Raw genomic sequence first — 22,664 nt, forward strand, 5'->3', positions numbered from 1 at the left:
AAAGACGTAAAGACTAAGGGTTTGCAGCATCCGACGCGCTGGCGGGACAATTCACCCTGCCGCTAGCCTACCGCATCATAGCGGCGATCTCGCGGGCAAAGCTCTTCGCGATCGCGGGGCGTCGGAGGCTGAGTTTGGCAGTCATCTCACCGCGAGCCGGATCGAAGCCGCGTCCGACGAGCCGAAAAGCGTGAACCCGTTCTTCGGCCGGCGCGTTTGCCAAGCAGATGTCGATTTCGCGGCGATAGAGCGTACGAATCACCGCATGCCCCAGCGCCTGCCGCTTCGACCACACCCACAGCCGTCGGGACTTAATCTCAGCCCGCAGACGATCCGCATTGGGGACGATCAGCGCGGTGAGACCCGTGTGCCCTTCCCCGAAGACGCATGCTTGCTCGATCCAGGGGGACGCCCCCAGCCGGGCCTCGACCGAAGCGGGGGCCACCTTCTTGCCCGTCGAGAGAACCAACAGCTCTTTTTTTCGGCCGACGATCGTAAGAAACCCCTCGCTGTCGAGTTGTCCCAGGTCGCCCGTGTGCAGCCAGCCCTCGCGCAACGTTTCGGCGGTGGCGGCCGGATTGTTCCAGTAGCCGAGCATCACGTTGGGGCCCCGAACCAACACCTCGCCATCTTCGGCGATGCGTACTTCAACGCCCGGCAGCGGTCTGCCGACCGTCCCCCGCTTGTAGGCCTCGGGCGTGTTGACGCTCACCACAGGCGATGCTTCGGTGAGACCGTACCCGCAGTAGATCGGGATGCCTTCGTCGGCGAAGCGCGCTTCGATGGCGGGTGCGAGCGATGCCCCGCCGCAATAGAGCCGTTTGATCTCGCAGCCGAGCAATTGCTTCAGCGAGACCCGCTCCGCTTGAGCCCGATCGATCGCTTTTTGGAAGAAGTAGGGAACGCCGTTGATGACCGTGGGTTTCACAAGCCGCGCATCGCGAAAGACGGTCTTAGGGTTTTCGGCGATCACCAGCCGCGAACCACGAACGAGCCAAGTGAAGAGGTCCCCTGTGCGTGCGTAAAGATGCTCGAAGGGTAAGAACGATAGGCGCAGTTCGTCGCCGTCTCCGCCGCTCGCCTGGCTCAGCGCAAGCGCGTTCGAGGCGAGGTTGTCGTGCGACAGCATCACGGTCTTGGCAGCCGTGCCCGTGCCCGCCGTATTCACCAGGGCCGCCAAGTTAGCGCTATATCGCAAGTCCTCGGCAGGGTAATCCACCGGGGCAAGCACCCGACCGCTGGCGTGGACGGCGAGCGTATGCGTGACCCAAGCGATGTCGCAATAGTGGCGTGCAGGCGTTAGCGCCCCGTGCTTTTCTTTGCCGGCAAAGTCTTTGAGACCGGATTGCTCGTGCGCGACGGCTTTAAGCAGGTCCCGCCATGAAAGCCAGCGCTCAATCCTTCCGTCGGTGACCCGCGCCAACGCCGGTTTGTCCGCATGGCGCTCAGCGGTTGCCAGGAACAGGTCATGGATCGTCGGAGGGCTCAAAGCAGATCCGCCTATCAGGCCCGCAACTTGCCGCCCAGATCGGCTTCGAGGGCGGTGAGCACCCGACTCACGACACCGTCGGCCTGGTCACTCGTGAGGGTGGCGTCGGGCGAACGGAGTTGAAGGCGGAAGACAACACTTTTTTTACCGGTACCGATCTGAGTGGCGTCGCGGAACGAGTCGTCTTGGAACACCACCCGCTCGACCAGAGACCCGCCTGTCGCGCAGGCCACAGCCTCGATCTGCGCCCATGCGATCGATTCATCGACAATCAGGTTCACGTCGCGCGACACCGGGGGATACGGCGAGAGCGCCACAGTCGTTGGCACCAACTCTACGGACTCCATCAGCACGCCGAGGCTCAGCTCGGCGACGCTCGCGGGGCCGCGTAGTCCGAACCGTTTGCGTCCCGCGGCGGAGAGTTCTCCCAGCAAGCACAGCGGCTGGCCGTTCAGCACCAAGCCAACGCTTCGCTGGGCATCGAGAACTCCACCGGAAGTCGCTACGTGGGTGTACTTTGCTCGGGGGGCTACCTCGCGCAGGAGAGCCTCGATGACCCCTTTGAGTTCGAGCAAACCACCACCGCTGGCGATCGCCAGCATCCGCCGCTCTTCAGGGGCCCCCCCGTCGCGGGGCAGATAGACCTTGGCGATCTCGAATTGTTCGATGACCGGATTGGACAACGCTTCATTGGTCTTACGGCACACCAACAGGCTGGGCACAAGCGTTTGCCGCAAGCACGTGGCACCCCGCAGTACCGAGGTGCTCGTTGATAAAGCGGGCTTCTCGGTCCACGGGCGAAAGGCATCGATCAGTTCGGGCTCGACCGCGCTCAGGGTGTAAGCTTCATCGAAGCCCGCGGCCGTGAGCACCCGGCGGATCCGATCGAGAACCACGTCCTCGCGCCGCAGGGCTGAGGGAACGATCGGCAGCTGCGAAGCGGTCGGAACCTTGTCATAACCATAAATCCGAGCCACCTCTTCGATCAGATCCACTTCACGCGTGAGGTCGGCGCGCCATGATGGCGGAACAACTTTCACGCAGTGATCGCAATTGTGTGTCTCAACACAGCCCAGATCGACGAGCACCTTGCGGACCGTTTCGCTGGGGATGACGACACCGAGCACCCGCTCGATCTGGGGGTAGCGAAGCTTGATGTGGTCGCGGTTGTTTTCGAGCTGACGCGGGCGCGGGCCGCCAACGTCAACGACCCCTTCACACAGAACGCCGCCGGCAAGTTCAAGAATCAGCTCGCAGCAGCGCCGACTCGCCCAGTCGATTCCTTCCGGATCGACGCCCCGTTCAAAACGGTAGCTCGAGGGGCTGAACAAAACGTGGCGGCGGGCGGCACCGCGCACGGTTAGCGGGTCGAAGTCAGCCGCCTCGATCAGGACATCCACGGTTTCGTCAGAGATCTCGGTCTCGGCACCGCCCATCACCCCGCCCAGCGCAACGGGCCGCCGGGCGTCGGCGATGACGACCTCGTCTCCGCTGAGGTCGTACGTTTTATGGTCGATTGCCGTGAACTTCTCACCCACGGTAGCGCGGCGCACAACGATTTGTCCCCCGGCGAGCTTGGCATGGTCAAAAGCGTGCAGCGGCTGGCCGATCTCCATCATCACATAGTTCGTGATGTCGACCACGTTGTTGACCGTCGCGATGCCCAGCGTTTGGAGACGCTTCTGTAGCCACGCGGGGCTCGGCCCGATCTTGACCCCCTTGATGACGCGCGCCGTATAGCGGGCGCACAGCTCGGGGCAGTTGTTGGTGACGGAGGTCGCACGAGCGATCGGTTCTCCGCTGTCTTGGGGTTGTGGTTCGGGCCGCTTGAGCGGTCGGTCCCAGAGGACCGCGATCTCGCGTGCTACGCCCAGATGCCCCAAGCAGTCGGACCGATTGCTGGTCACTTCCAGATCGATCGCGTTGTCGTCACCGACGCGCTGGACCTCTTCTAGGTTCAGACCGCTGAGCGTAAGACGCTCGGTCAGCTCCTCAACGCTTGCGGGAAGATCGACGTACTCGGCAAGCCATTCGGTAGAGACGATCATGAATCGGTCAGAACTGGGCGAGGAATCGCACGTCGTTGGTGTAGAGGTCGCGGATGTCGGTGATGCCGTGCTGTCGCATGCAGATCCGCTCGATACCAAGACCGAAGGCGAAGCCGGTCACCTCTTCAGGATCGTAGCCGACGGCGCGCAGCACGTTCGGATCCACCATGCCGGCTCCGCCGATCTCCATCCATTTGCCATCGTGCCAGATGTCGCACTCCACCGAGGGTTCGGTGAAGGGGAAAAAGCTTGGCCGGAAACGGACCTCGATCGGTTCGTTGGATTCCATGCCGAAGTACGACTGCCAGAACATCTGCAGCACGCCTTTGAGGTCGGCCATGGTCACACCCGGCGCGACACACAGACCTTCGATCTGATGGAACATAGGGTAGTGCGTCGCATCGGCCGTATCGGGCCGATAGACGCGACCCAGCGAGACGATCCGCACCGGAGGGGGCGTCTCTTCCAAGACACGGATCTGGACGGTCGAGGTCTGGCTGCGGAGCAGCAGCGGCTTGCCGTCGGGCCCCGCGGCCGCCAGACGCTCGGCAGTGCCGTTTTGTCCCGCCACGGCCGTGGCCAGATAAAAGTTGTCCAGCGGATCGCGGGCCGGGTGACTCTCGGGGATATTGAGCGCCACGAAGTTGTGGTGGTCGTCCTCGACCTCGGGGCCTTCGACCGCGGTGAAACCGAGCCGCCCCATAATCTCCTTCATCCGCTCGATCGTTTGCGTGATCGGATGAAGACGGCCGACTCGCCACTCGCTGCGGTGGTAAGGCTTGCCGGGGCGCGTTGCGTCGAACGCTTCGGCGCTGGAGGTCGTGGTTGCTGAAGCGAGCCGCGTGAGCGCCGCTTCCAGCGTTTGTTCAACCAGCTCCTTGACGGCGTTAAAACGCTGTCCAGCCGCGGGCTTGTCCGTTTTATCAACGGACCCCATGCCCTTCTGGATCGCCTTCAGACGGCCCGCCTTAGCGCCGAGAAACTCGACACGCAGCGCTTCGAGCGCATCGTTATCGGTCGCCTTCTCGAACGCAGCTTGTGCGTCGGAGGCGAGCGAATTGAGCTCGGCGAGAAAGTCGGCTAGCGCCACGGCGAAGTGCCTTCTCAGGCGGCCAAGGCGCTCTTGGCCTTCTCCACCACCGCATCGAACGCCAGCGCGTCGTGGATGGCCATTTCGGAGAGCGTCTTACGGTCCAGCTCGATGCCGGCCTTCTTCAGGCCCGCGATCAATTCGCTGTACCGCAGACCGCGCTCACGCGAGGCGGCGTTAATGCGGATGATCCACAGCTTGCGGAACTCGCGGGCGCGGACTTTACGGTCGCGGAACGAGTAGGCACCACTGCGGACGAGCGTCTCTTTGACACTCCGCAGCAGATTGCCGCGGCCACCGCGGTTGCCTTTGGCCTGCTTAAAAAGTCGCTTGTTGCGCTTGTGGCGTGCGACGCCAGTTGTGGTCCGCATCGGAAAGATTCCGGGTTGTGCTCAGCCCAGGCCGCGGGGTCTTCGTTGCCAAAGAAAGCTGTATCGTCGGCAAACGAAACACCGCTGTTGTAACGCCCGGCTTGCTTGGTGACGGGGGGGCGATTGCTCGATCTCGAACAATCGTCAGTAGCTGTTGCCCGCGAGTGCGGCGCGGATGATCTTGCTGTTGGTGTCGGTCGTAGTCACGCAGCCACGCAGGTTACGCTTGCGTTTCTGGCTCATCCGGCCGGCCAAGTGGCTTGTTCCGGCTTGGCGATGCTTCGCCTTGCCAGAAGCGGTCAATCGGAACCGCTTCTTGGTGCCTTTATGGGTCTTCATCTTGGGCATGACGCACCACCGGTATCTGCAGGGGACATGGTCGAAGCCCCGCAGTTTACCGACCACGAGCGGGGAGAGAAACCCCTATCGGTACGGCTATCTGGACAACTTGAGCGTGCTTCCGACGGGTTCCGACCCGCCCCTGACCGCTCTTTACCTTCCAGCAGCCTGCTTCACAGGCCAGCAGCCGGCTCGGCGGGCCCACAAAGCACTTTGAGACCCTCAGGAGGTTTCCCTCCGGGGACCTGAGCTTTGGGGCAATTCTGGCCCGAAACCTATTTGGGGGCGTAGGTAACGATGATCCGCCGGCCCTGCATACCGGGGCCCTGCTCGACCTTCGCGACCTCTTCCAGTTCCTTGGTGACGCGTTCGACGAGCTTAAAGCCCTCATCGACGTGCGCGTTCTCGCGGCCACGGAAGATCACAGAAAACACGACTTTGTCGTGCTTGGCCAGGAAGCCTTTCGCCCGGTTGACCTTGGTCATCAGGTCATGGTCACCGATCTTGGGCCTGAGCCGAACCTCTTTGTTCTGGCTCTGGTGGGTGTGCCCTTTGCTATGCCGCTTCTTTTGCTGGTACTTGAATTTGCCGTAATCCATGATCCGGCAGACAGGGGGCCGCTCAGTGGGTGCCACCTCCACCAGATCCAGCCCGGCTTCGCGAGCCTTGAGCAAGGCCTCTTCGGTTGGGATCACGCCGAGCTGTTCGCCCTCGGCTGAGACCACGCGCACGGGCGTGATCCGGATCGCTTCGTTGATTCGCTGGGTGTTTTTCTTATCAGCGTTGCGTTCGAAGGTACGGAAGCGAGACAAGTTCTTTCCTACAGGGGGTGGGGGGGCGGCGTCCAAAAAGAGGACACGACGACGTCGGGGCAGGCCTAGCGCAGGCCAGACCCGGAAGTATCGGTCACGATTCGGGGCTGCGTCAACTGAAACGGCCGCCCCGATTGGGCCGTTTTCGCCGACTTTTCTTGATTAGGCCGCTTTCAGTTGCCCCCGGAGCCGTCAAAAGCCGTTTCTTGGGGTCCACCCGGGGCCGCAAGAAACGGCTTTGTTACCCCTCCACGGCCGCTCCAGGTGCCACCCCGGCTTGGGGGTTTCGGGCCATCAGGCAGATCACTCGCGAGCCAGATCGGCTGCTTATAGTGGTAAAGCGCTTCCACCGACCGCCTCGATCGCAGTGTTATGCCGTCTCTGCCTAGCTTGTGACTATGCCTTCTTCGCCGACACCCAACGCCAGTCAGCACCAAGCCCACATGACCTACGCCAGCAGTCGGGCGGGGCGGACCATGGTGCAGTCGCTTAGCGGCGTGGCGTCGCTACTTAAACGAGAAGTCTGGGTTTGGCCGATCGTGGCGGTGGTGCTGCTAGCAAGCGTCGGCTGGTTCTTACGCAGCGCGATTGAGCGCACCATGAAGGAGTCGCTTACTTCGGAGCTCGAGACGCTTCGCGATGTGGAGGTGGCGTCGCTCCGCACTTGGCTGGACGACCAGCGGGGCTATGCGGAGTCGGTAGCCAACCAGCTGACGACACGGCAATTGATCGGCGAGATCGTGGGCGACCCCCTCGCTGCGAGCCCGGCAGCAGTCCCAACTGAGAAGTTCGATCCTAAGCCGGCCGGCTCGGGGGGAGAGGCGGCGGCTAATACCGATCCCGCCACGCTCTCGGCGGAGCTGACCCGATTGCTGGCACCCGAGTTAGCGCAGCACGCTTACGATGGCTACGTTTTGGTGGATCGCCAGATGCGTGTCCGGGCGGCCTGCGACTTGGACACGGTCGGTTCTGCCTCATCGGCGAACAAGAGTCTGGCACCCATCGAGCTTGAAGAGCACCCCGAGCATGCGGAGTTTGCCGCTCGTGTGCTCGCCGGTGCATCAACCGTGTCTCGACCGCTGCCCAGCGTATTGCCCGTGCGAGATCATCAGGGTCGGCGGAGGACGGGCACGCCGGTCATGTACGCCGCGGCACCGGTCCGGGATGAAAATTTGCGGGTGATCGCGGCGCTGGCATTCCGTGTTGCCCCGGATCGAGAGTTCACGAAGATCCTGCAGCGAGGCCAAACCGGAGAGTCCGGAGAAACTTACGCCTTTGATGCGCAGGGGATGATGCTTTCGAGCAGTCGGTTTGAAGAAGACCTCGTTTTGCTGGGCATACTTCCCGACGAAGACGGTGTTCGCTCGATACTCCGTGTACTTGTTAGAGACCCGGGCGGCGACCTGACGGCCGGTTTCCGTCCGCTACTCCGCCGCCGGGAGATGCCTCTCACGCGGATGGTCGCCTCGGCCGCAGCCGGCGAGTCGGCTTCCGACGTCGAAGGCTATCCGGACTACCGAGGTGTTCAGGTGGTTGGCGCGTGGCACTGGCTGGAAGACTACTGCTTTGGCGTGGCGACCGAGATCGATGCGGCTGAGGCTTATCGGCCCCTGACGATCCTCAAGCGAACATTCTGGGGACTCTTTGCTCTGCTGGCGCTCAGCTCGGTGGCGATCTTCCTGTTCACGCTGCAGGTTTCGCGTTTACGCCGTGAGGCGCAACGGGCCGCGATCGAGGCCCAAGAACTTGGACAGTACCGCTTAGAACAGAAGCTGGGTGCGGGCGCGATGGGTGTCGTTTACAAAGCCCGACACGCCATGCTGCGGCGGCCTACGGCGGTCAAGATGCTCGAGCCCGAGAAGGTGACCGACGAGGCCGTGCAGGCTTTTGAGCGCGAGGTGCAGATCACCAGCCAGCTGTGCCACCCCAACACGGTGGCGATCTTTGATTACGGTCGGACGCCCGAGGGACTTTTCTACTACGCCATGGAGTACCTCGACGGGATCGATCTCCAGCAGCTTGTCGAACAGTACGGCCCGCAACCGGTGGGGCGTGTGGTGAGCCTGCTCACGCAGGTCTGCGGTTCGCTGTACGAGGCCCACACGCTGGGCTTGGTGCATCGAGATATCAAACCCGCAAACCTGATGGTCGGTCGTCGCGCGGCTGAGCCCGACGTGATCAAGGTGCTCGACTTCGGCTTGGTTAAATCCAGCGACGACGACAACAAGCAGAAGGGCATGGCCGGCACGCCGCTCTACATGTCGCCCGAGTCGATTCAGTCGCCCGACACCGTCGATGCCCGTAGCGACCTCTATGCCGTTGGAGCGGTCGGCTACTTCTTGCTGACGGGCAAGCCGGTGTTCGAAGCGGCGAGCCTGAGCGAACTCTGCCGCAAGCACATGCAAGAAGCCCCGGTTCCTCCAAGCAAGCGCCTCGGCAGCGCGCTGCCTGAGGAGCTGGACGACATCATCTTGGCCTGCTTGGACAAGTCTCGTGCGAAGCGTCCGCAGACCGCGCGCGACGTGGTGATCCGCCTACAAAGAGTGCCATCCGTTGATGACTGGGGAGTCGAGGCGGCCGAGTTGTGGTGGAACCAGCATGAGCGCGGAGATTCCCCACGCCGAAAGCTCGGCGGGACGACCGTCAGCCGCGACCACGCCGCAACGATCGATCACGGCTAGCCGCACTTCGTGCAGAACCAGATGGAGCGCTTGCAATCTGCGTGTGTCGTTTAGTGGGCACAACCGGCTGGTGAGGGATGTGCGGGCGTTCAATTTGCTGCGTAATCACTTTGAGCTCGACATTCGGTCGAGAGGCAGACTAGAGTGCCCCTCCCGAGATCGACCTCTTGCTCCGCGCTAGCTTAAAAATGCCCCCCGCACCTCCTTGTTTGTCTGACGAAGAGCTGGCGCTGCTGCTCAGCGTCGATGCACAACTCCCCTCGTCAACTCCGACTCTTACGCAGGCCGAGCGAGCCGCTTGCCGTCGTGCGGCGAGCGAGCTTTGTCGATCGCGCGGCCTGTGTGGAACCAATCGGCTGGCAATGAAGCGGTTGGTTGAGCTCGCACGATTTCCGCGCGAATCGACCCGCTGCGACAGAGAGCGGCGTTCGCAAACGCGTTACCCTCTGAGCATTTCGATTAACGGCGTCCCGATTGATGGACAGGGAAAGCCCACAGGTTTGCCGCTCAGTCTGACACTCTGCGATATCGCTGAAGCAGGGGCAGGCTTAACAACCTTTGACCGCCTTGAGGCCGGTCTGCTGCTGTTGCAAGTGGTGATTCCCCATGAGGGGGTCGCCTCGCTGATCGGTTGTGTCGAATGGCTTAAGAGCGTTGGCAAGATCACCCGCTTCGGCATGTCTTTTCCAACCGAAGGCTGAGCGCCATTCAGCGCTCAAGCGGCCGAACGGCTGACGTTGGTGCCTGCCAAGCGTTTCCATCCGCGGAGCTGCACCGGATGGATTTTTAGTGACTGCGCGTAGAACGCACGGGCGGCGCGTTCGCGGCCGAGCTTCTGCATGTCTTTTCCCGCGTTGCACCACCGCCGTGCGAGCAGCGAGCGGAGCGCCCAGTCGCCGGCTAACTCGGGCCGCTTCTCGCAGATCTTGGCAAAGATCAGCTCGTACGCCTTTGCCCAGCGGTATTGGCAATCGACGTACCGACGGCTGAGGTTGTTTTCTTCTCCGAGGAGGTCTGCGTTACCCAGGTAGAAGTCCACCGGCTCACCGGCCGCGTGAACCCATCTACCGGCCAGCGCAAGCATCGAGAACAGTTCCGAGTCCTCGGCCGTTTCGAGTTCGGGCTTCCACCCGCCAACGGCCTCATAAGCGACGCTGCGAATCAGCGTGCAAGAAGCCACGCCGGCTCCCTTGCGGAAGAACCACGGCAGCGGGTTCGCGACGAGCGTCCGGCAATCATCTCCCCCGTGAATGATGCCCTGCAGATCGGTGTAGCGCCGATCCACACAGGCCACGACGGCATCGGGGTGAGCTCGCAGCGCCGCGAGTGTCCGCTCTAGGAAATCAGCCGGCCAATGGTCGTCCGAGTCCAGGAAGGTGGTGTAATCCGGACTGCCCAGAGCGGCGTAACCGGCTACACGGGCGGCGGCAGCCGTCTTGTGCGGGTGCCGCAGCACTTGCCAAGCGAACGGGGGCGACAGCGCTGTCAGCCATTCTTCGGCGGCTTCTGCCGAACCATCGGTTGAGCCGTCATCGACAACAACCACCCGGTCGGGCAGACGTGTCTGCGCCACGACATGCGGGAGGGTATCCAGCAAGACGCTGCGTCGATTGTAAACGGGGATTACCACGCCAATCGTCTCGACGGACGGAGTCGTATCCCTAGGATCCAGGCAATTGGTATTCATCGGAAAGGTCATCCGGCGCGTCTTAGGGGGAACTTGCGGGTAAGCCTGAGGAACTGGCGATGGAGCGGATGACGAGCGATCGGGCTGGTGCTCGGCGGAACTTTGTGGAACGAACGGTCGTTCGTCTCCAGGCAGACTGGAACAAGGAGTGTGTCGAGGCACCGGTACGCATCAACGAAGTCACTCACAGCGGCCGGACCAACTAAACGATCCGCCGCGGCCAGAATCCGTTCTCGCTCGGCCACTTGGTCAGAGCCAACGTCGGTGGGTTTGCCGAGCGCGTAGCGTGGCCCCGCGTCGGCAAGCTCGTCTCGGCTGTCGGCAAGGCGCAGGACGGCGTACTCACGATCTTCGTCGGCCAGCTCTTTGGTTGCGTGTCGCGACTGGGTATAGCGAAGCACGATCGCCTCTGCTTCGGCACCTGCCTCAGCGATCAGCAATCGCCGACGTTCGTCGGTGGCTCCCCGTGCACCATCGCCAAAATCACCATACAAGTACGCCGAATGCAGCAGCCCTGCAGCGATCAGCGCGGGTGACTCGCCCCATGAGGACAAGGCGGAAGCCGTGCCAACCAGATGGCAGAGGAAAGGTTTGTGGCTGGGACGATAGGCCCCGACGAAGAGCTGGCGCGCTAAGTCGTAAGTCGCACGAAGGCGTGCCATTTCTTCCGCGCTGGCTCCGCTCTGGAGCCGCTGCGCGTAGAGCTGCAAGTTAGTTTGAGCAAGCACGTTGGGTCCCATATCAAACGCGATGTCCTTCTAGGCGACCAATCTTGCGGTGCCCGGCTGGTGGACCAGCTCAACGCTCACCGGCGGCAGATTGGCGTACTTCTTGTAGGGATAGCGGCGACGGTTGGAGATCCGTTCGAGCGGGGCGACAACCCGCTTCTCCACCGAACGCGACAGCTTCTTACCGATTGCCTTGCGCAGCGTGCGCAGCGAATTGAGGCCCAGTCGGCGGTGCTCGGCGACCCACTGCAGCCCCCGTCCGCGATCTTGGTCGGTGGTGTCGAGTCGCCATTTTTCGGCCATATGCTGCTGGTTAGCTCGCATCCAGGCTTCGCTCCAGCGCAGAAAAAAGAACTCGGCATCGGCTTCGGAAAGCCGGCGCGGCGGGGCATAGGTGATGCGCGCCTCCGGTTCGAGCCAGACCTCGCCCCCCGCCTCGCGGACGGTCAGGCACAGGTCGCCGTGTTCGGCGTGGCACAGCAGCCCTTCGTCCAGCAGGCCTGTCTGGCGGAACACCTCGAGAGATACCAGCACCGTGTGGTACTCGATCAGCTCGGTCTTCTGGCGCTTGAGTGGCTCGTCGATTTGGTCGGCTGTCTGGTGTTGGAGCGAGTGCTTTTCCAGATAGCGGCGTCGACCGTCGGCATCGACTTCGATCCGACAGACGCCGCCATACATGTGGAGTTTGTGCTCCTCGGGCAGGTGCTCGTAGTAGGCCGGTCCCACCAACCAGGCTTCCGTTTCATTCGCGCAATCAACCATCGCCCCGAGCCAACCTGGCGAGACCAGCACGTCGTTATCGACAAACACGATCGGCTTGTCGGGCGTGTTTTCGAGGGCCCACCGTGCCGCCAGATTGCGGGCTTCGTTGGGCGTGACATACCGATCCGTGCGCAGCAGTGTGAAGCCTTTCTCCGTGGCCGCTGCGCGCAGGTAGTTAGCGACTTCTGGCGGCGAAGCGCCGTCGATGCAAACCAAGTTGAAGGGCTCGGCGGTCCGTTCGTAGAGCGCCTCCAGCGAGCGCTGCGTGGTGCTAAACACCTCCCGCGGAACAAAGCCGATGGTCGCGATAGGATCACTCATAGACGGTTTTCGGCGTCTAAAGGCCGGGCCAGGGCCGGAAGGGTTTGTAACGGTTGGGCCGACTTTGCGGCGCGGCTTCTTAGACCTTCGTCTAACCGCAGCCAAGAACTTGAGTCAGACAAGCCGGCTTATTAGCCCCCTGCTAGCGATGAGGGTCGTGCCAGCACACCGCCAGCGCGTGGGGAGAGTCCCCCAAACGGCATCAGAGCCTTCTCAGTCAGCCGGGCGAGTAGCGGTTCAGCCGCCTGACACGAGCGCAGCGGCTTCGCGCGCTATCTGCAGCTCTTCATTGGCCGGGACGACCAAGATAGCCCCCCGGCTATCGGCCGCGTGAAGTGGTCCTTCGCTGCCAACGAGCTTCTCGTTAGCAGCCTCGTCCAGAACTAGGCCGAGCACTGCGAGGCGTTCAACGACTTGTCGGCGAACCGCCGCGCTGTGCTCACCGACGCCCGCAGTGAAAACCAGCGCGTCGAGCCCGTTCAAAGCGACATAGAACGCCCCGACGTACTTCGCAATCCGATAGCAGTAAACGTCCAGCGCGAGCTGAGCGGAACCTACTCCGGCCTGCGCAAGCTGCAACACATCGCGGAGGTCTCCCGTACCGCACAGGCCTTTTAGGCCGCTCTCGCGGTTGAGTAGCTGATCGAGACGCTCGGCCGAGTAACCGCACTGACGCTGCAGATACAGCAGCACGCCGGGGTCGAGATCGCCCGAGCGTGTGGCCATCACGAGCCCTTCGAGCGGCGTGAGCCCCATGGTGGTATCAATCGAGCGACCAGCGTCGATCGCCGTGGCGCTCGCACCGGCCCCCAGGTGCAAGACGACCATCTTGAGCGACGCGAGCGGTTTACCCAGCAGTTCGGCAGCGCACAACGAAGCCCAGCGGTTTGATAGGCCGTGAAAACCGTAGCGCTTTACGCCGTGCTCAGCAGCCAACTCGCTCGGCAGGGCATAGCAGGCCGCGTAAGCGGGGATCGTTTGGTGAAACGCCGTGTCGAACACCGCGATGTGCTCAGCGCTCGGGTAGCGTTCGCGCAGGATCTGGATTCCCAACACATTCGCCGGATTGTGCAGCGGAGCGAGCGGCGTAAGCCGATCGAGCTGCGCGAGCACCTCGTCAGTGATCCGCGTTGCGGTTTGAAACCGCCCGCCGCCGTGGACCACGCGGTGGGCAACCACCTCAGGCCCGTCCCCCAGCACGCCCTGCTCGGTTAATTGTTGAGCGAGCCGTTCCATGCCGATCCGATGGTCGGCGATCGGCATGCGCTGAGTGTGAGACGCTCCGTTTGCGGTAGCAAAGGTTACCAAACCGTCGTCTGCCTCGCCGATCCGTTCCACTGCCCCGCGACCGAGCTGGTGATCGCCCGGATGCTCGAACAGGCGGAGCTTGATCGAGGAGCTGCCGCAGTTGAGAACAAGCACCTTCATCGGGCGATGTCTCCGTCTTGGTTGAGGTCGTCGGTCGGTTGTGCCTGGATGGCGGTGATCGCGACCGTGTTGACGATGTCCACCACCGTGCAGCCTCGGCTCAGATCGTTGACCGGTTTGCGAAGGCCTTGCAGCACAGGACCAATCGCGACGGCGTTCGCCGAACGTTGCACCGCCTTGTAGGTGTTGTTACCCGAGTCCAGGTCCGGGAACACGAAAACCGTGGCCTGCCCCGCGACCGTGCTGCCGGGCAGCTTCGCACGGGCAACTGAGGTGTCGATCGCCGCGTCGTACTGGATTGGTCCCTCGATCGAGAGCTCGGGTGCCCGCTGTCGCACCAACCGCGTTGCTTCGCGTACTTTGTCAACCATTGCCCCGTGTCCGGATTCACCGGTCGAGTACGAGAGCATCGCAACGCGTGGCTCGACACCGAAGCGTCGGGCTGTTTCGGCAGAGCTGATCGCGATGTCTGCCAGCTGCTCGGGATTGGGATCGGGATTGACCGCGCAATCGCCATAGACCAATACGCGGTCTGCAAGGCACATCAGGAAGACGCTGGAAACGATCGAGCACCCTTCACGCGTGCGGATCACCTCCAGGGCCGGTCGAATGGTGTGGGCTGTCGTGTGTGCGGCTCCGGAGACCATGCCGTCGGCGTCCCCCTGTTGCACCATCATGGTGCCGAAGTAGTTGGCTTCTCCAGCGAGATCGTGGGCGGCCTCGATGGTTAGCCCTTTGTGTCGGCGGAGTCGGTGCAACTCTTCGGCAAACTCATCGCGTTGGGCCGCTGTCGACGGATCGATTAGCTGGGCTTTGGATAAGTCCAAGCCTAAGGCCGCGGCGCGCGCGAGGATCGTCTCGGGATTGCCCAGCAGCGTTAGCGCAGCCACCTGGCGGCGGAGGAGCACGGCTGCGGCGCGCAGGATCCGATCATCGTCCCCTTCCGGCAAGACAATCCTGCGCTGATCGCGTCGCGCACGCTCGATCAGATCGTACTCGAACATGAGTGGCGTCACCCGCTCGCTGCGTGTTACGGCGATGCGTCGGGCAAGCTGCTCGGAGTCGACATGGCGTTCGAAAGCTCCGAGCGCTGCGGCGATCTTGGCGGAGTTCTCGGCTTCGAGGACCGGCTTGACGGCCTCGACGGCGGTGGCGGCGTTGTAGGTGTCGCAGTCGACCATCAGCAACGGCGGCAGGTGCTGGCGAAGGCCTTCGACCAGCTGCTGGATCGAAGGCGGAAGCTCGATTCCACCGGTAAGCAGCACACCCGCCACACTCGGCAGGCCTGCCGCCACATGCGAAGCCGTGGCACCCAGCAAGATGTCGGCACGGTCGCCCGGGGTAATCACGAGCGAATGATCCCCCATCCGCGGGAGAAAATTCGGGAGGGTCATCGCTGCGACGAGGCACGTTGCGACATCACGCTGCGCGGCGTCGCCCGGATCGTGCAGCCAGCGGGCCCCGATGCCGCGCGCCACTTGGTCCAGCGTTGGTCGCGCGAGGCTCGGCTCCTCGGGAATCAGTACGACCGGGCCGTCCGCTAGCGAGGCACGCTCGAGTTCCGTTCGTAGCGAATCGACCTGGTCGATCGGTACGCGATTCAGGAACGTCGCGGCGACGGCGTCACCATGCTCCGCGAACGAGGCCAAGCCCGCCCGCGCGCTACGGACGATCTCGCGGGCCGACTTGCCGCGGCCGCTGCCGACCACAACCGCCGGACAGCCCAGGTGAACGGCGAGCCGCATGTTGAACTCGAACTCCATCGCGGCTTGCGCGCCGGTGTAGTCGGTTCCTTCGCAAACGACGAAGTCGGAGTGGCGGGCAAGTGTGCGGAAGCGGGCGAGCACTTCTTTGAACAGCTCGTCTTCGTGCCCCTCTGCCACCAGCTGCTCGGCCCGATCGAGCGAGACCCCGACCATTTGCTCGAGAGGGGTTTCGATACGGTAGCGATCCCGGACCAGACGCAGATGGGGGTCTGCCTCGGGATCGCCGGCCACCAACGGGCGGAAGTACGCGAGTCGCTCCACGCGACGCGAGAGCAGCTCCATCAAACCGAGCACTACGAGCGACTTTCCACTACGGGGCTCCCAGGCCAGTACGTAAGCGGCGGTAGACATGGCCCCCGATGGTGTCGTGAGGAGTTGACGATCTCAGAGCGTTCATCGTCCTCTTCCCAACCTTGCAGGCCTAGCCCCTTGGCCGGAGGGCTGGGGGGCGCCGTATCATGAGGGGGCCGAGGGCGCGCCGTGGACGGCGGGCTCGCTTCGCTATCCCTGCTTGATGATACTGCCATGGACGCCGCCAAGCCGTTCGTTCACCTGCACTGCCACAGCCATTACTCGCTTCTCGACGGGGCGAGCCCGATCAAGAAGCTCGTTGGCCGGGCGAAAGAGCTGGGCATGAACGCGTTGTCGCTGACGGACCACGGCAACCTTTACGGCGCGCTAGAATTTTACAAGGCATGCCGGGCGGAAGAGATCAACCCGATTGTCGGGTACGAGGCGTACATCGCTCCCGGTAGCCGTCACGACAAGAGCGGAGCCACGCGCAGCAAAGAGGCGGCCTATCACCTCACGCTGCTCGCCAAAAACAAGGCGGGCTTTCGCAATCTCGTGAAGATGGCGAGCCGTGCCTATTTGGAAGGTTTCTATCACAAGCCGCGGATCGACAAAGAGCTGCTCGAAGCACACAGCGAAGGCATCATCTGCCTCAGCGGCTGCGTCTCGGGAGAGCTCTCTAAGACGCTTCTGTCCGGCGCGTCGGCCGACGAAGCCCTGCAGCGTGGTGCCGAGATCACGGGCTGGTTCAGCCGGGTCTTTGGCGATCGCTACTTCCTCGAGATCCAGGACAACGGCGTCGAGATCCAGCGGGCCGCCAAAGAGCTGACAATTGAACTGGCGAATCGGCAGGGGTTGCCGCTGGTTGCCACGAGCGACGCTCACTATGTCAACCGCGAAGACGCCGAAGCACAGGATGTGTTGCTGTGCATCAATACGGGCCGCTTCCGGACAGATACAAACCGCATGCGCATGGAAGGAGATCAGTTCTACCTGCGCAGCGCTGAGGATATGTACGCCGCCATGCCCGACGTGGCGGACGCCGTCGCGCGGAGCCAAACCATCGCCGACTCGGTGGACCTCGATCTCGAGCTGGGCAAGCGCTACTTTCCGACCTTCACCACCCCGAACAACCCTCAGCCCGATCTGCGCGCCTCGGAGGCGTACCTGCGTGAGCTTTGCTTGATAGGGCTCAAGGACCGCTACGCTCAGCAGCCCGATCGCTGGCAAGGGGGCGACGCCACGAGCAACACACTAGCGGACGAGGTCCTCCAGCGGCTTGACCGCGAGCTCGGCGTGATCAACAAGCTGGGTTTCCCCGATTACTTTTTGATCGTCTGGGACTTTGTGCGCTTCGCGGTGGAGCGGGGAATCCCTTCAACGGCGCGTGGTTCGGGCGTGGGATCGCTGGTCTGTTATGCCCTGCGTCTGAGTCACGTTTGTCCGCTGCGTTACGACTTGCTGTTTGAACGCTTCCTCGACGAGAGCCGCCTCGAAGCGCCCGATATCGATATCGACTTCTGCAAGGAGCGCCGCGGCGAGGTCATTCAGTACGTCAAGGACAAGTACGGCGAAGACAACGTCGCGCAGATCGGCACGTTCGGCACGCTCGCCGCGCGGGCCGCGATCAAGGATGTCGGCCGCACGATGTCGATGCCGATCTTTCGGGTCGATCAGATCACCGCGATGGTGCCTGAGCAGCTCGGGATCACGCTCGCCAAAGCGCTCGAAACGAGCGAGGAGCTTGCGCGGACCTACGAGTCAGACCCCGAGGTGCGCGAGCTGCTGGACCTGGCGCAGAAGATCGAGGGACTTGCCCGTAATGTCGGCACGCACGCCGCCGCGGTGGTGATCTCAGAAAAACCGGTCGATGAGTACGTGCCGCTCCAGCGCGTTAAAGGCAAGACGGAGGTGATCACCCAGTGGGCGATGAACGACGTTGAGGCCGCGGGCTTGCTGAAGATGGATTTTCTGGGCCTGCGAAACTTGACGATCCTCGCGAAAAGTGTCGAGCTCATCGAGCAGTCCACCGGCGAGCGGGTGGATCCTTACGCGTTCCCGCTGGATGACAAGGAGTCTTACGCGTTGCTCTGTCGGGGCGAGACCAAGGGTATCTTCCAGCTCGAGTCGGGGGGCATCCGTGATCTGCTCCAGCGGATGAAGCCCGACAACTTCCTCGACATCATCGCCACCGCCGCTCTGTATCGGCCGGGACCGCTCGAGGGAGGGATGGTCGATCAGTACATCGAGGTCAAGCACGGTCGTCGTGAGGCGGAGTATCCCCATCCGGTTATGAAGGAGGTGCTCGAAGAAACCCACGGAGTGATGGTGTACCAAGAGCAGGTGATGCGGATCCTCAACCGGCTGGGGGGCATTCCGCTCTCGAGCGCGTACACCTGCATCAAGGCGATCAGCAAGAAGAAGCTGCCGATGATCGCTAAGTTCCACGAGGAGTTCCTCACCGGAGCGCAAGAGCAAGGCCTCGACAAGAAACGGGCCGAAGAGCTCTTCGAGATGATCAAGAAGTTCGCCGGATACGGCTTCAATAAGAGTCACTCGACCGCCTACGCGCTAATCGCGTACATGACGGCCTATCTGAAGGCCCATTTCCCGGTTGAGTTCATGGCCGCGTTGTTAACGGGCGATATCCCCGGCCGCAACTTCAAAAGTAAAGACGCGCTGGTCGAGCATCTGGAAGATTGCAAGCGGATGGGCGTGCGAGTCGAGCCGCCGAATGTTAATCACAGCGACGTCGCCTTCGCGGTGATCGCCGATGATTCCGTAGCCGATGACACCGTGGCTGAAGGCACGGCACAGAAAAAATACGATCGCAAGATCCTCTTCGGCCTGTCGGCGATCAAGGCTTGCGGCGGCGGCGCGGCCGAAGCGATCGCCGCGGCCCGTCGACAAGACGGTCCTTTCAAGGATCTCTATGATTTTTGCGAACGAGTGGACCCCTCGGTCTGCAACCGTGCGACGATCGAGACGCTGATCAAAGCGGGAGCGATGGACGGCTTTGGTGCCAATCGCGCGTCTCTGATGGCGGGCATCGACAAAGCGATGCAGTCCGGTGCGGCGGTCCTAGCCGATCGACGTAGCGGACAAAAAGGTCTCTTCGGCGACGAAGACGACGCGGCCGGCTCCGCGCCCGCACCGCTGCCCGACGTCCCCGAGATCGAGGAGAAGGAGCTGCTGATTCTTGAGAAAGAAGTGCTCGGTTTTTATCTGACCAGTCACCCGCTCGCCGAGCATGAGAAGACGTTGCGGACTTTCTGTTCGCACACCAGCACCACGTGCGGAGAACTCGAGCACCGCACCGAAGTGGTGATGGGGGGGATGCTCGCGGCGATCAAGATTTCGCACACCAAGAACCCCAAGCCAGGAGCCCCCAGCAAGTACGCCATGTGGGATCTCGAAGACATGGACGGCATCATGCGGTGCATCCTCTGGCCCGAACAGTTTGCCCAATTCGGCAGCTTCGTGGTCGGTGACGCGGTGGTCGGGGTACGCGGAGCCATCGACCGCCGCCCCGGTGCTGAAGAGGTTAACCTCATCGTGAACGAGCTGATGCCGATCGACGAGCTATCGGGTCGTTACACCAGCGGAGTAACCATCTGCGTTCGTGAACAGGAACACGGCGAGCAGCGCCTGAAGAGTCTTCGCGAGATTCTCGGTGGCTATCCGGGCCACAAGGGGGTCAAGCTGCGTCTCGACCTTGCGGAGGGGGGCAGCGTGCATCTGGAGGGGATCCGCGGTGTCGATCTGCACCCCGAGTTGCGCCGCCGCGTCGACGAACTGCTCGGACCCGGGTGCTTTCATTTGACAGGCGGTGCGCCGCCGGCGAAGGCCCCCGAACGCCGGGGCGGCCGCGGCAAGCGTGAGCCCACGCGGGTTTGAGTTTTTCTCAGCGCCTACGCAGCTGGGAGAAGAAACGCGCTCAGGCTGCACATGGGCGATCGCTGGGGGGCATAGTTTAGCTCTGGCCCCGTAATTTCTTCGCATTTCGATCGCTCCCCGCTCTTTCTCCGCTTTGCGCGTCAGTTCTAGGCGTCTGGGGACGTCTACTTAAACGCCCCCTCTTGTCCGTCGGCCTTGCGTGGCCGCTTGTTGGAGTACCGCTGTGCTGAATTCGCTTCGGGTTAGCTGGTGTCTTTTTCCGTTGCTGCTGGTTGCAGCCGTAGCCAATGCCCGCGAGGAACGGTCCTTCCGCCCCGTTACCGTCTCCCACGCCGAGGTGAGGCTGGATGTTCACGGCAAGCCGATCGATTGCCACGACGGTTGCCTCGAGTACTTCGCGGGGCGTTACTACCTGTACGGCACGCGCTACGGCGAGACCGATGGCTTCACGCCGGCGAATCGATACGTGGTGTACAGCTCACCCGATCTGGAGCGTTGGGAGTTGCACGGCGATCTGCTCGCCGACACTCCCGAGGGGGTCTACTACCGACCCTATGTGAAGCACAACCCGACGACTGGAAAATACGTGCTCTGGTACAATTGGTATCCCGTGCTGTGGGAAGGCCAGTACGGTGTGGCGACCTCCGACACGCCCCAAGGTCCGTTTAAGATCCACAACGACAACGTGCGGATGGCGCAGCCTCGGCCGGGCGACCACGGTCTCTTTGCCGACGACGACGGGACGGCCTATCTGATCTACACCTCGATCGAACTCGGGCACTCGATCTCGATCGAGAAGCTCACGCCCGATTGGCTCTCCTCAACCGAGGAGAACAGCGGCGTGTTCGCTTCGGGATGCGAAGCGGCCTCGATGTTCAAACGGGGCGATCGCTACTACGCACTCTTTGGTCCGAACTGTTGCTTCTGTCCCGAGGGCTCGGGCGCGCGGGTGTTTGTGGCCAACAATCCTTTGGGACCGTATCAAGAGATCGGCGATATCAATCGGGACGAAACGGGAAGGGTGACAATCCCTGCCCAGCAGACCCACATCGCCCGACTGCCGGGATCCAAGGGGGATCAGTACCTGTGGATGGGCGACCTGTGGGGCTCGCGCGCCGACGGCGTGAAGGGACACGATCTGCAGCACTGGAGCGAGCCGCTGGTGTTCTCTCCCGACGGATCGATCGCCAAGCTCAAGCGCTCTGGGTCGGTCGAGGTTGAAGTTGTGACGAACCGCACCGACTGATGGCCTTTAACCGGTCAGCAAGACCTTGGGTAGTTGAGCGATACAAAAGTACGCGAACACCAGGAAGCTGATAACAAGGCCGATTCCGATCATCGGGCCCGGACGCAGCCGAGCGGCGATCTCGGGTCGGAACTGCCGCGGCAGCACCCAGTACAGGCCGACGAACATCGCGGCAGCTTGCAGCGGTGTGAGCAGCAGCCCCTCCATCACGGCAGCGTAGCGCACCAGCGAGACGGGCTCCTGCCCCAACGAGTAGACGACCGTCATGCTCATGAGCAGGTAAAAACCCAGCCAGCAGCGGCGTCGAGTGAGGGGGCTCCAGCGCCTCGCCAACTGCGGCAAGCACAGCCGCACGCAGTCGTCCAGCAAGAACGGCCAGCCCGCGACCTGAGCCAGTTGGGTGGAGACCAGCGCCGCGGCACCGCCGATCAAGAAGAGCGTCGCGCCACCCGTTCCGCCTTGGGTGCCGAAGACATGGGCGAGGGTCGTTGCGACCTCCGGGCCCGAAGGCGCAAGCTGCTGCGTACCCAACACGCCCGCTCCCGCGATCAAGAAACCGCTCGTTACGCCAACCCCCAGCAGCATGGCGACCGTCGCGTCGACGGTGATCGCGCGTCGCCAGCCGAGCAGGCGGTTGGCATCTTCTGCGGAAAGCGCGCGGAGCAGGGCCTCGTCAGCCGGCTTTCCCTGACGCCTGCCCGCGGCTGCCCCGTAACCGGCACCCATGATCCAGTAGGTGTACCAGACTTGGCTGGCGAACCCGCCCGCGCCCCAACCGAGCAGCGGAAGCATCTCGGCCCAGGCGTTCTGCGAAAGGCCCGCGTGCCGCGCCCACTCGGGCACCGGAGGAACGCGCGGCACCAGCCCGGCGAGGATTTCGCTGGTGGGGGGGAGCACCCGCAACGCGATCACTGCCACCCCAATCAGGGTCAGCGTGACGAGGAGGGCCATCACAATCTTCAGCGGCTTGAACTCTCCGACCCAGGCGATCGCCACGGCTAGCAGCGTGACCAGCCAGCCGCACACCAGCGGCGGCAAGGGGGTGAGCGCCGCGAGAAACACGCCGGCCGACGCCGCAATCGAGGCGATCGCACCCACCGAGGCTGCCAGTTGCAACACCATCACCAGCCACACGACCGCGTTCTTCGGACCGGGCAGTCGGCCCATGAGGTCGATCATGCTCTCGCCCGTCGCAACGGTGTACCAGCCGCCGGCCAGGCCGATGACATACTTCAAGAACACCCCCGCCACGACGGCCCACAGCACGCCGACGCCCAGCACCGCCCCGGTGCGGGTGGCGAGGATCACCTCTCCTGAGCCGATGTACTCAGCGCACCAGACGATCGAGGGGCCAATCGCCAGCAGCAACCCCCAGCCCCTTGGCGGCAGGGCGATCTTGTCAGACAAGACGACGGGATGCGTATCAGAGGCCACGAGAGCGATCCTCGGCCTGCTGGGCCAGAAAGAACCGGCGGAGAGGGGATTAGCGATAAGCGTAGGGCTGAACAGCCCGGCCGAAGCCGACCCCTAGTAAACAGGTTCCGACCACCAGCACAACGCCCCGAGTCGTGCCAAACGAGCGGTTGTCGGGACCAGGCCTTCCAGAAAGGTTGATTTCCACGGACTTTGAGTGGTCGGGAAGCACACAATCTGGCCCCTTGCGGACGGCCCTTGCGGAGGGATTGTCGGAACGTCATTTGCCAACCTC

The 22,664-nt window shown here is 62.8% G+C and carries 16 protein-coding genes; 4 read left to right on the forward strand and 12 right to left on the reverse strand.

The genetic code is table 11. The features are described from left to right. Positions 1 to 67 precede the first annotated feature (67 nt). The 6 genes from Pla111_RS05220 to infC all read right to left on the reverse strand — a co-directional run bounded on the left by Pla111_RS05220 (position 68) and on the right by infC (position 6,149). Positions 68 to 1,489: an AMP-dependent synthetase/ligase gene (locus Pla111_RS05220; protein ID WP_197524774.1), complete on the reverse strand. Its 1,422-nt coding sequence runs from the start codon at positions 1,487 to 1,489 to the stop codon at positions 68 to 70. Between the two features lie 14 nt (positions 1,490 to 1,503). Next, positions 1,504 to 3,537 carry a phenylalanine--tRNA ligase subunit beta gene (gene pheT, locus Pla111_RS05225; RefSeq protein WP_146572080.1) on the reverse strand — a complete coding sequence of 678 codons (2,034 nt, stop codon included), beginning with the start codon at positions 3,535 to 3,537 and terminating at the stop codon, positions 1,504 to 1,506. A gap of 7 nt (positions 3,538 to 3,544) precedes the next feature. Then, positions 3,545 to 4,627: a phenylalanine--tRNA ligase subunit alpha gene (pheS, locus tag Pla111_RS05230; RefSeq protein WP_146572082.1), complete on the reverse strand. Its 1,083-nt coding sequence runs from the start codon at positions 4,625 to 4,627 to the stop codon at positions 3,545 to 3,547. A gap of 14 nt (positions 4,628 to 4,641) precedes the next feature. Further along, complete coding sequence (gene rplT / locus Pla111_RS05235; protein WP_146572083.1) at positions 4,642 to 4,998, reverse strand: 50S ribosomal protein L20; 357 nt, start codon at positions 4,996 to 4,998, stop codon at positions 4,642 to 4,644. A 144-nt stretch (positions 4,999 to 5,142) separates the two neighbouring features. Next, positions 5,143 to 5,346, reverse strand: a complete 204-nt coding sequence (rpmI, locus tag Pla111_RS17560) for a 50S ribosomal protein L35 (RefSeq protein ID WP_146572085.1) — start codon at positions 5,344 to 5,346, stop codon at positions 5,143 to 5,145. Between the two features lie 266 nt (positions 5,347 to 5,612). Further along, entirely contained in the window at positions 5,613 to 6,149 is a 537-nt protein-coding gene (gene infC, locus Pla111_RS05245) for a translation initiation factor IF-3 (RefSeq protein ID WP_146572087.1), read from the reverse strand. Positions 6,150 to 6,547: 398 nt separating this feature from the next. Between infC and Pla111_RS05250 the strand changes: the two genes are divergently transcribed. Further along, on the forward strand, positions 6,548 to 8,830 hold the full coding sequence (locus Pla111_RS05250; protein ID WP_146572089.1) for a serine/threonine protein kinase: 2,283 nt from the start codon (positions 6,548 to 6,550) through the stop codon (positions 8,828 to 8,830). Positions 8,831 to 9,018: 188 nt separating this feature from the next. Then, entirely contained in the window at positions 9,019 to 9,531 is a 513-nt protein-coding gene (locus tag Pla111_RS05255) for a hypothetical protein (RefSeq protein ID WP_146572091.1), read from the forward strand. Positions 9,532 to 9,545: 14 nt separating this feature from the next. On the opposite strand, the gene Pla111_RS05260 is transcribed toward Pla111_RS05255, so the two are convergent. The 5 genes from Pla111_RS05260 to pta form a co-directional block, all read right to left on the reverse strand. Then, positions 9,546 to 10,517: a glycosyltransferase family 2 protein gene (locus Pla111_RS05260; protein WP_197524775.1), complete on the reverse strand. Its 972-nt coding sequence runs from the start codon at positions 10,515 to 10,517 to the stop codon at positions 9,546 to 9,548. An 8-nt stretch (positions 10,518 to 10,525) separates the two neighbouring features. Continuing rightward, positions 10,526 to 11,245: a DUF6817 domain-containing protein gene (locus Pla111_RS05265; RefSeq protein WP_146572094.1), complete on the reverse strand. Its 720-nt coding sequence runs from the start codon at positions 11,243 to 11,245 to the stop codon at positions 10,526 to 10,528. A gap of 30 nt (positions 11,246 to 11,275) precedes the next feature. Continuing rightward, on the reverse strand, positions 11,276 to 12,328 hold the full coding sequence (locus Pla111_RS05270) for a glycosyltransferase family 2 protein (protein WP_146572096.1): 1,053 nt from the start codon (positions 12,326 to 12,328) through the stop codon (positions 11,276 to 11,278). A gap of 237 nt (positions 12,329 to 12,565) precedes the next feature. Beyond that, positions 12,566 to 13,756, reverse strand: coding sequence for an acetate/propionate family kinase (locus Pla111_RS05275; protein ID WP_146572098.1), 1,191 nt, complete (start codon positions 13,754 to 13,756; stop codon positions 12,566 to 12,568). Continuing rightward, a complete protein-coding gene (gene pta, locus Pla111_RS05280) occupies positions 13,753 to 15,873 on the reverse strand; it encodes a phosphate acetyltransferase (protein WP_146572100.1) in 2,121 nt (706 codons plus the stop codon). Before pta ends, Pla111_RS05275 begins: the two co-directional genes overlap by 4 nt. Positions 15,874 to 16,047: 174 nt before the next feature. Here pta and dnaE point away from each other — a divergent pair, with 174 nt between their 5' ends. Both dnaE and Pla111_RS05290 read left to right on the forward strand, forming a co-directional pair. Beyond that, on the forward strand, positions 16,048 to 19,710 hold the full coding sequence (dnaE, locus tag Pla111_RS05285; protein WP_146572102.1) for a DNA polymerase III subunit alpha: 3,663 nt from the start codon (positions 16,048 to 16,050) through the stop codon (positions 19,708 to 19,710). A gap of 223 nt (positions 19,711 to 19,933) precedes the next feature. Further along, positions 19,934 to 20,956 carry a family 43 glycosylhydrolase gene (locus tag Pla111_RS05290; protein ID WP_197524776.1) on the forward strand — a complete coding sequence of 341 codons (1,023 nt, stop codon included), beginning with the start codon at positions 19,934 to 19,936 and terminating at the stop codon, positions 20,954 to 20,956. 6 nt (positions 20,957 to 20,962) lie between these two features. On the opposite strand, the gene Pla111_RS05295 is transcribed toward Pla111_RS05290, so the two are convergent. Beyond that, complete coding sequence (locus Pla111_RS05295; RefSeq protein ID WP_146572105.1) at positions 20,963 to 22,390, reverse strand: Nramp family divalent metal transporter; 1,428 nt, start codon at positions 22,388 to 22,390, stop codon at positions 20,963 to 20,965. Positions 22,391 to 22,664: the final 274 nt, after the last annotated feature.

Source organism: Botrimarina hoheduenensis, from assembly GCF_007859815.1.
GTDB classification, from domain to species: Bacteria; Planctomycetota; Planctomycetia; order Pirellulales; family Lacipirellulaceae; genus Botrimarina; species Botrimarina hoheduenensis.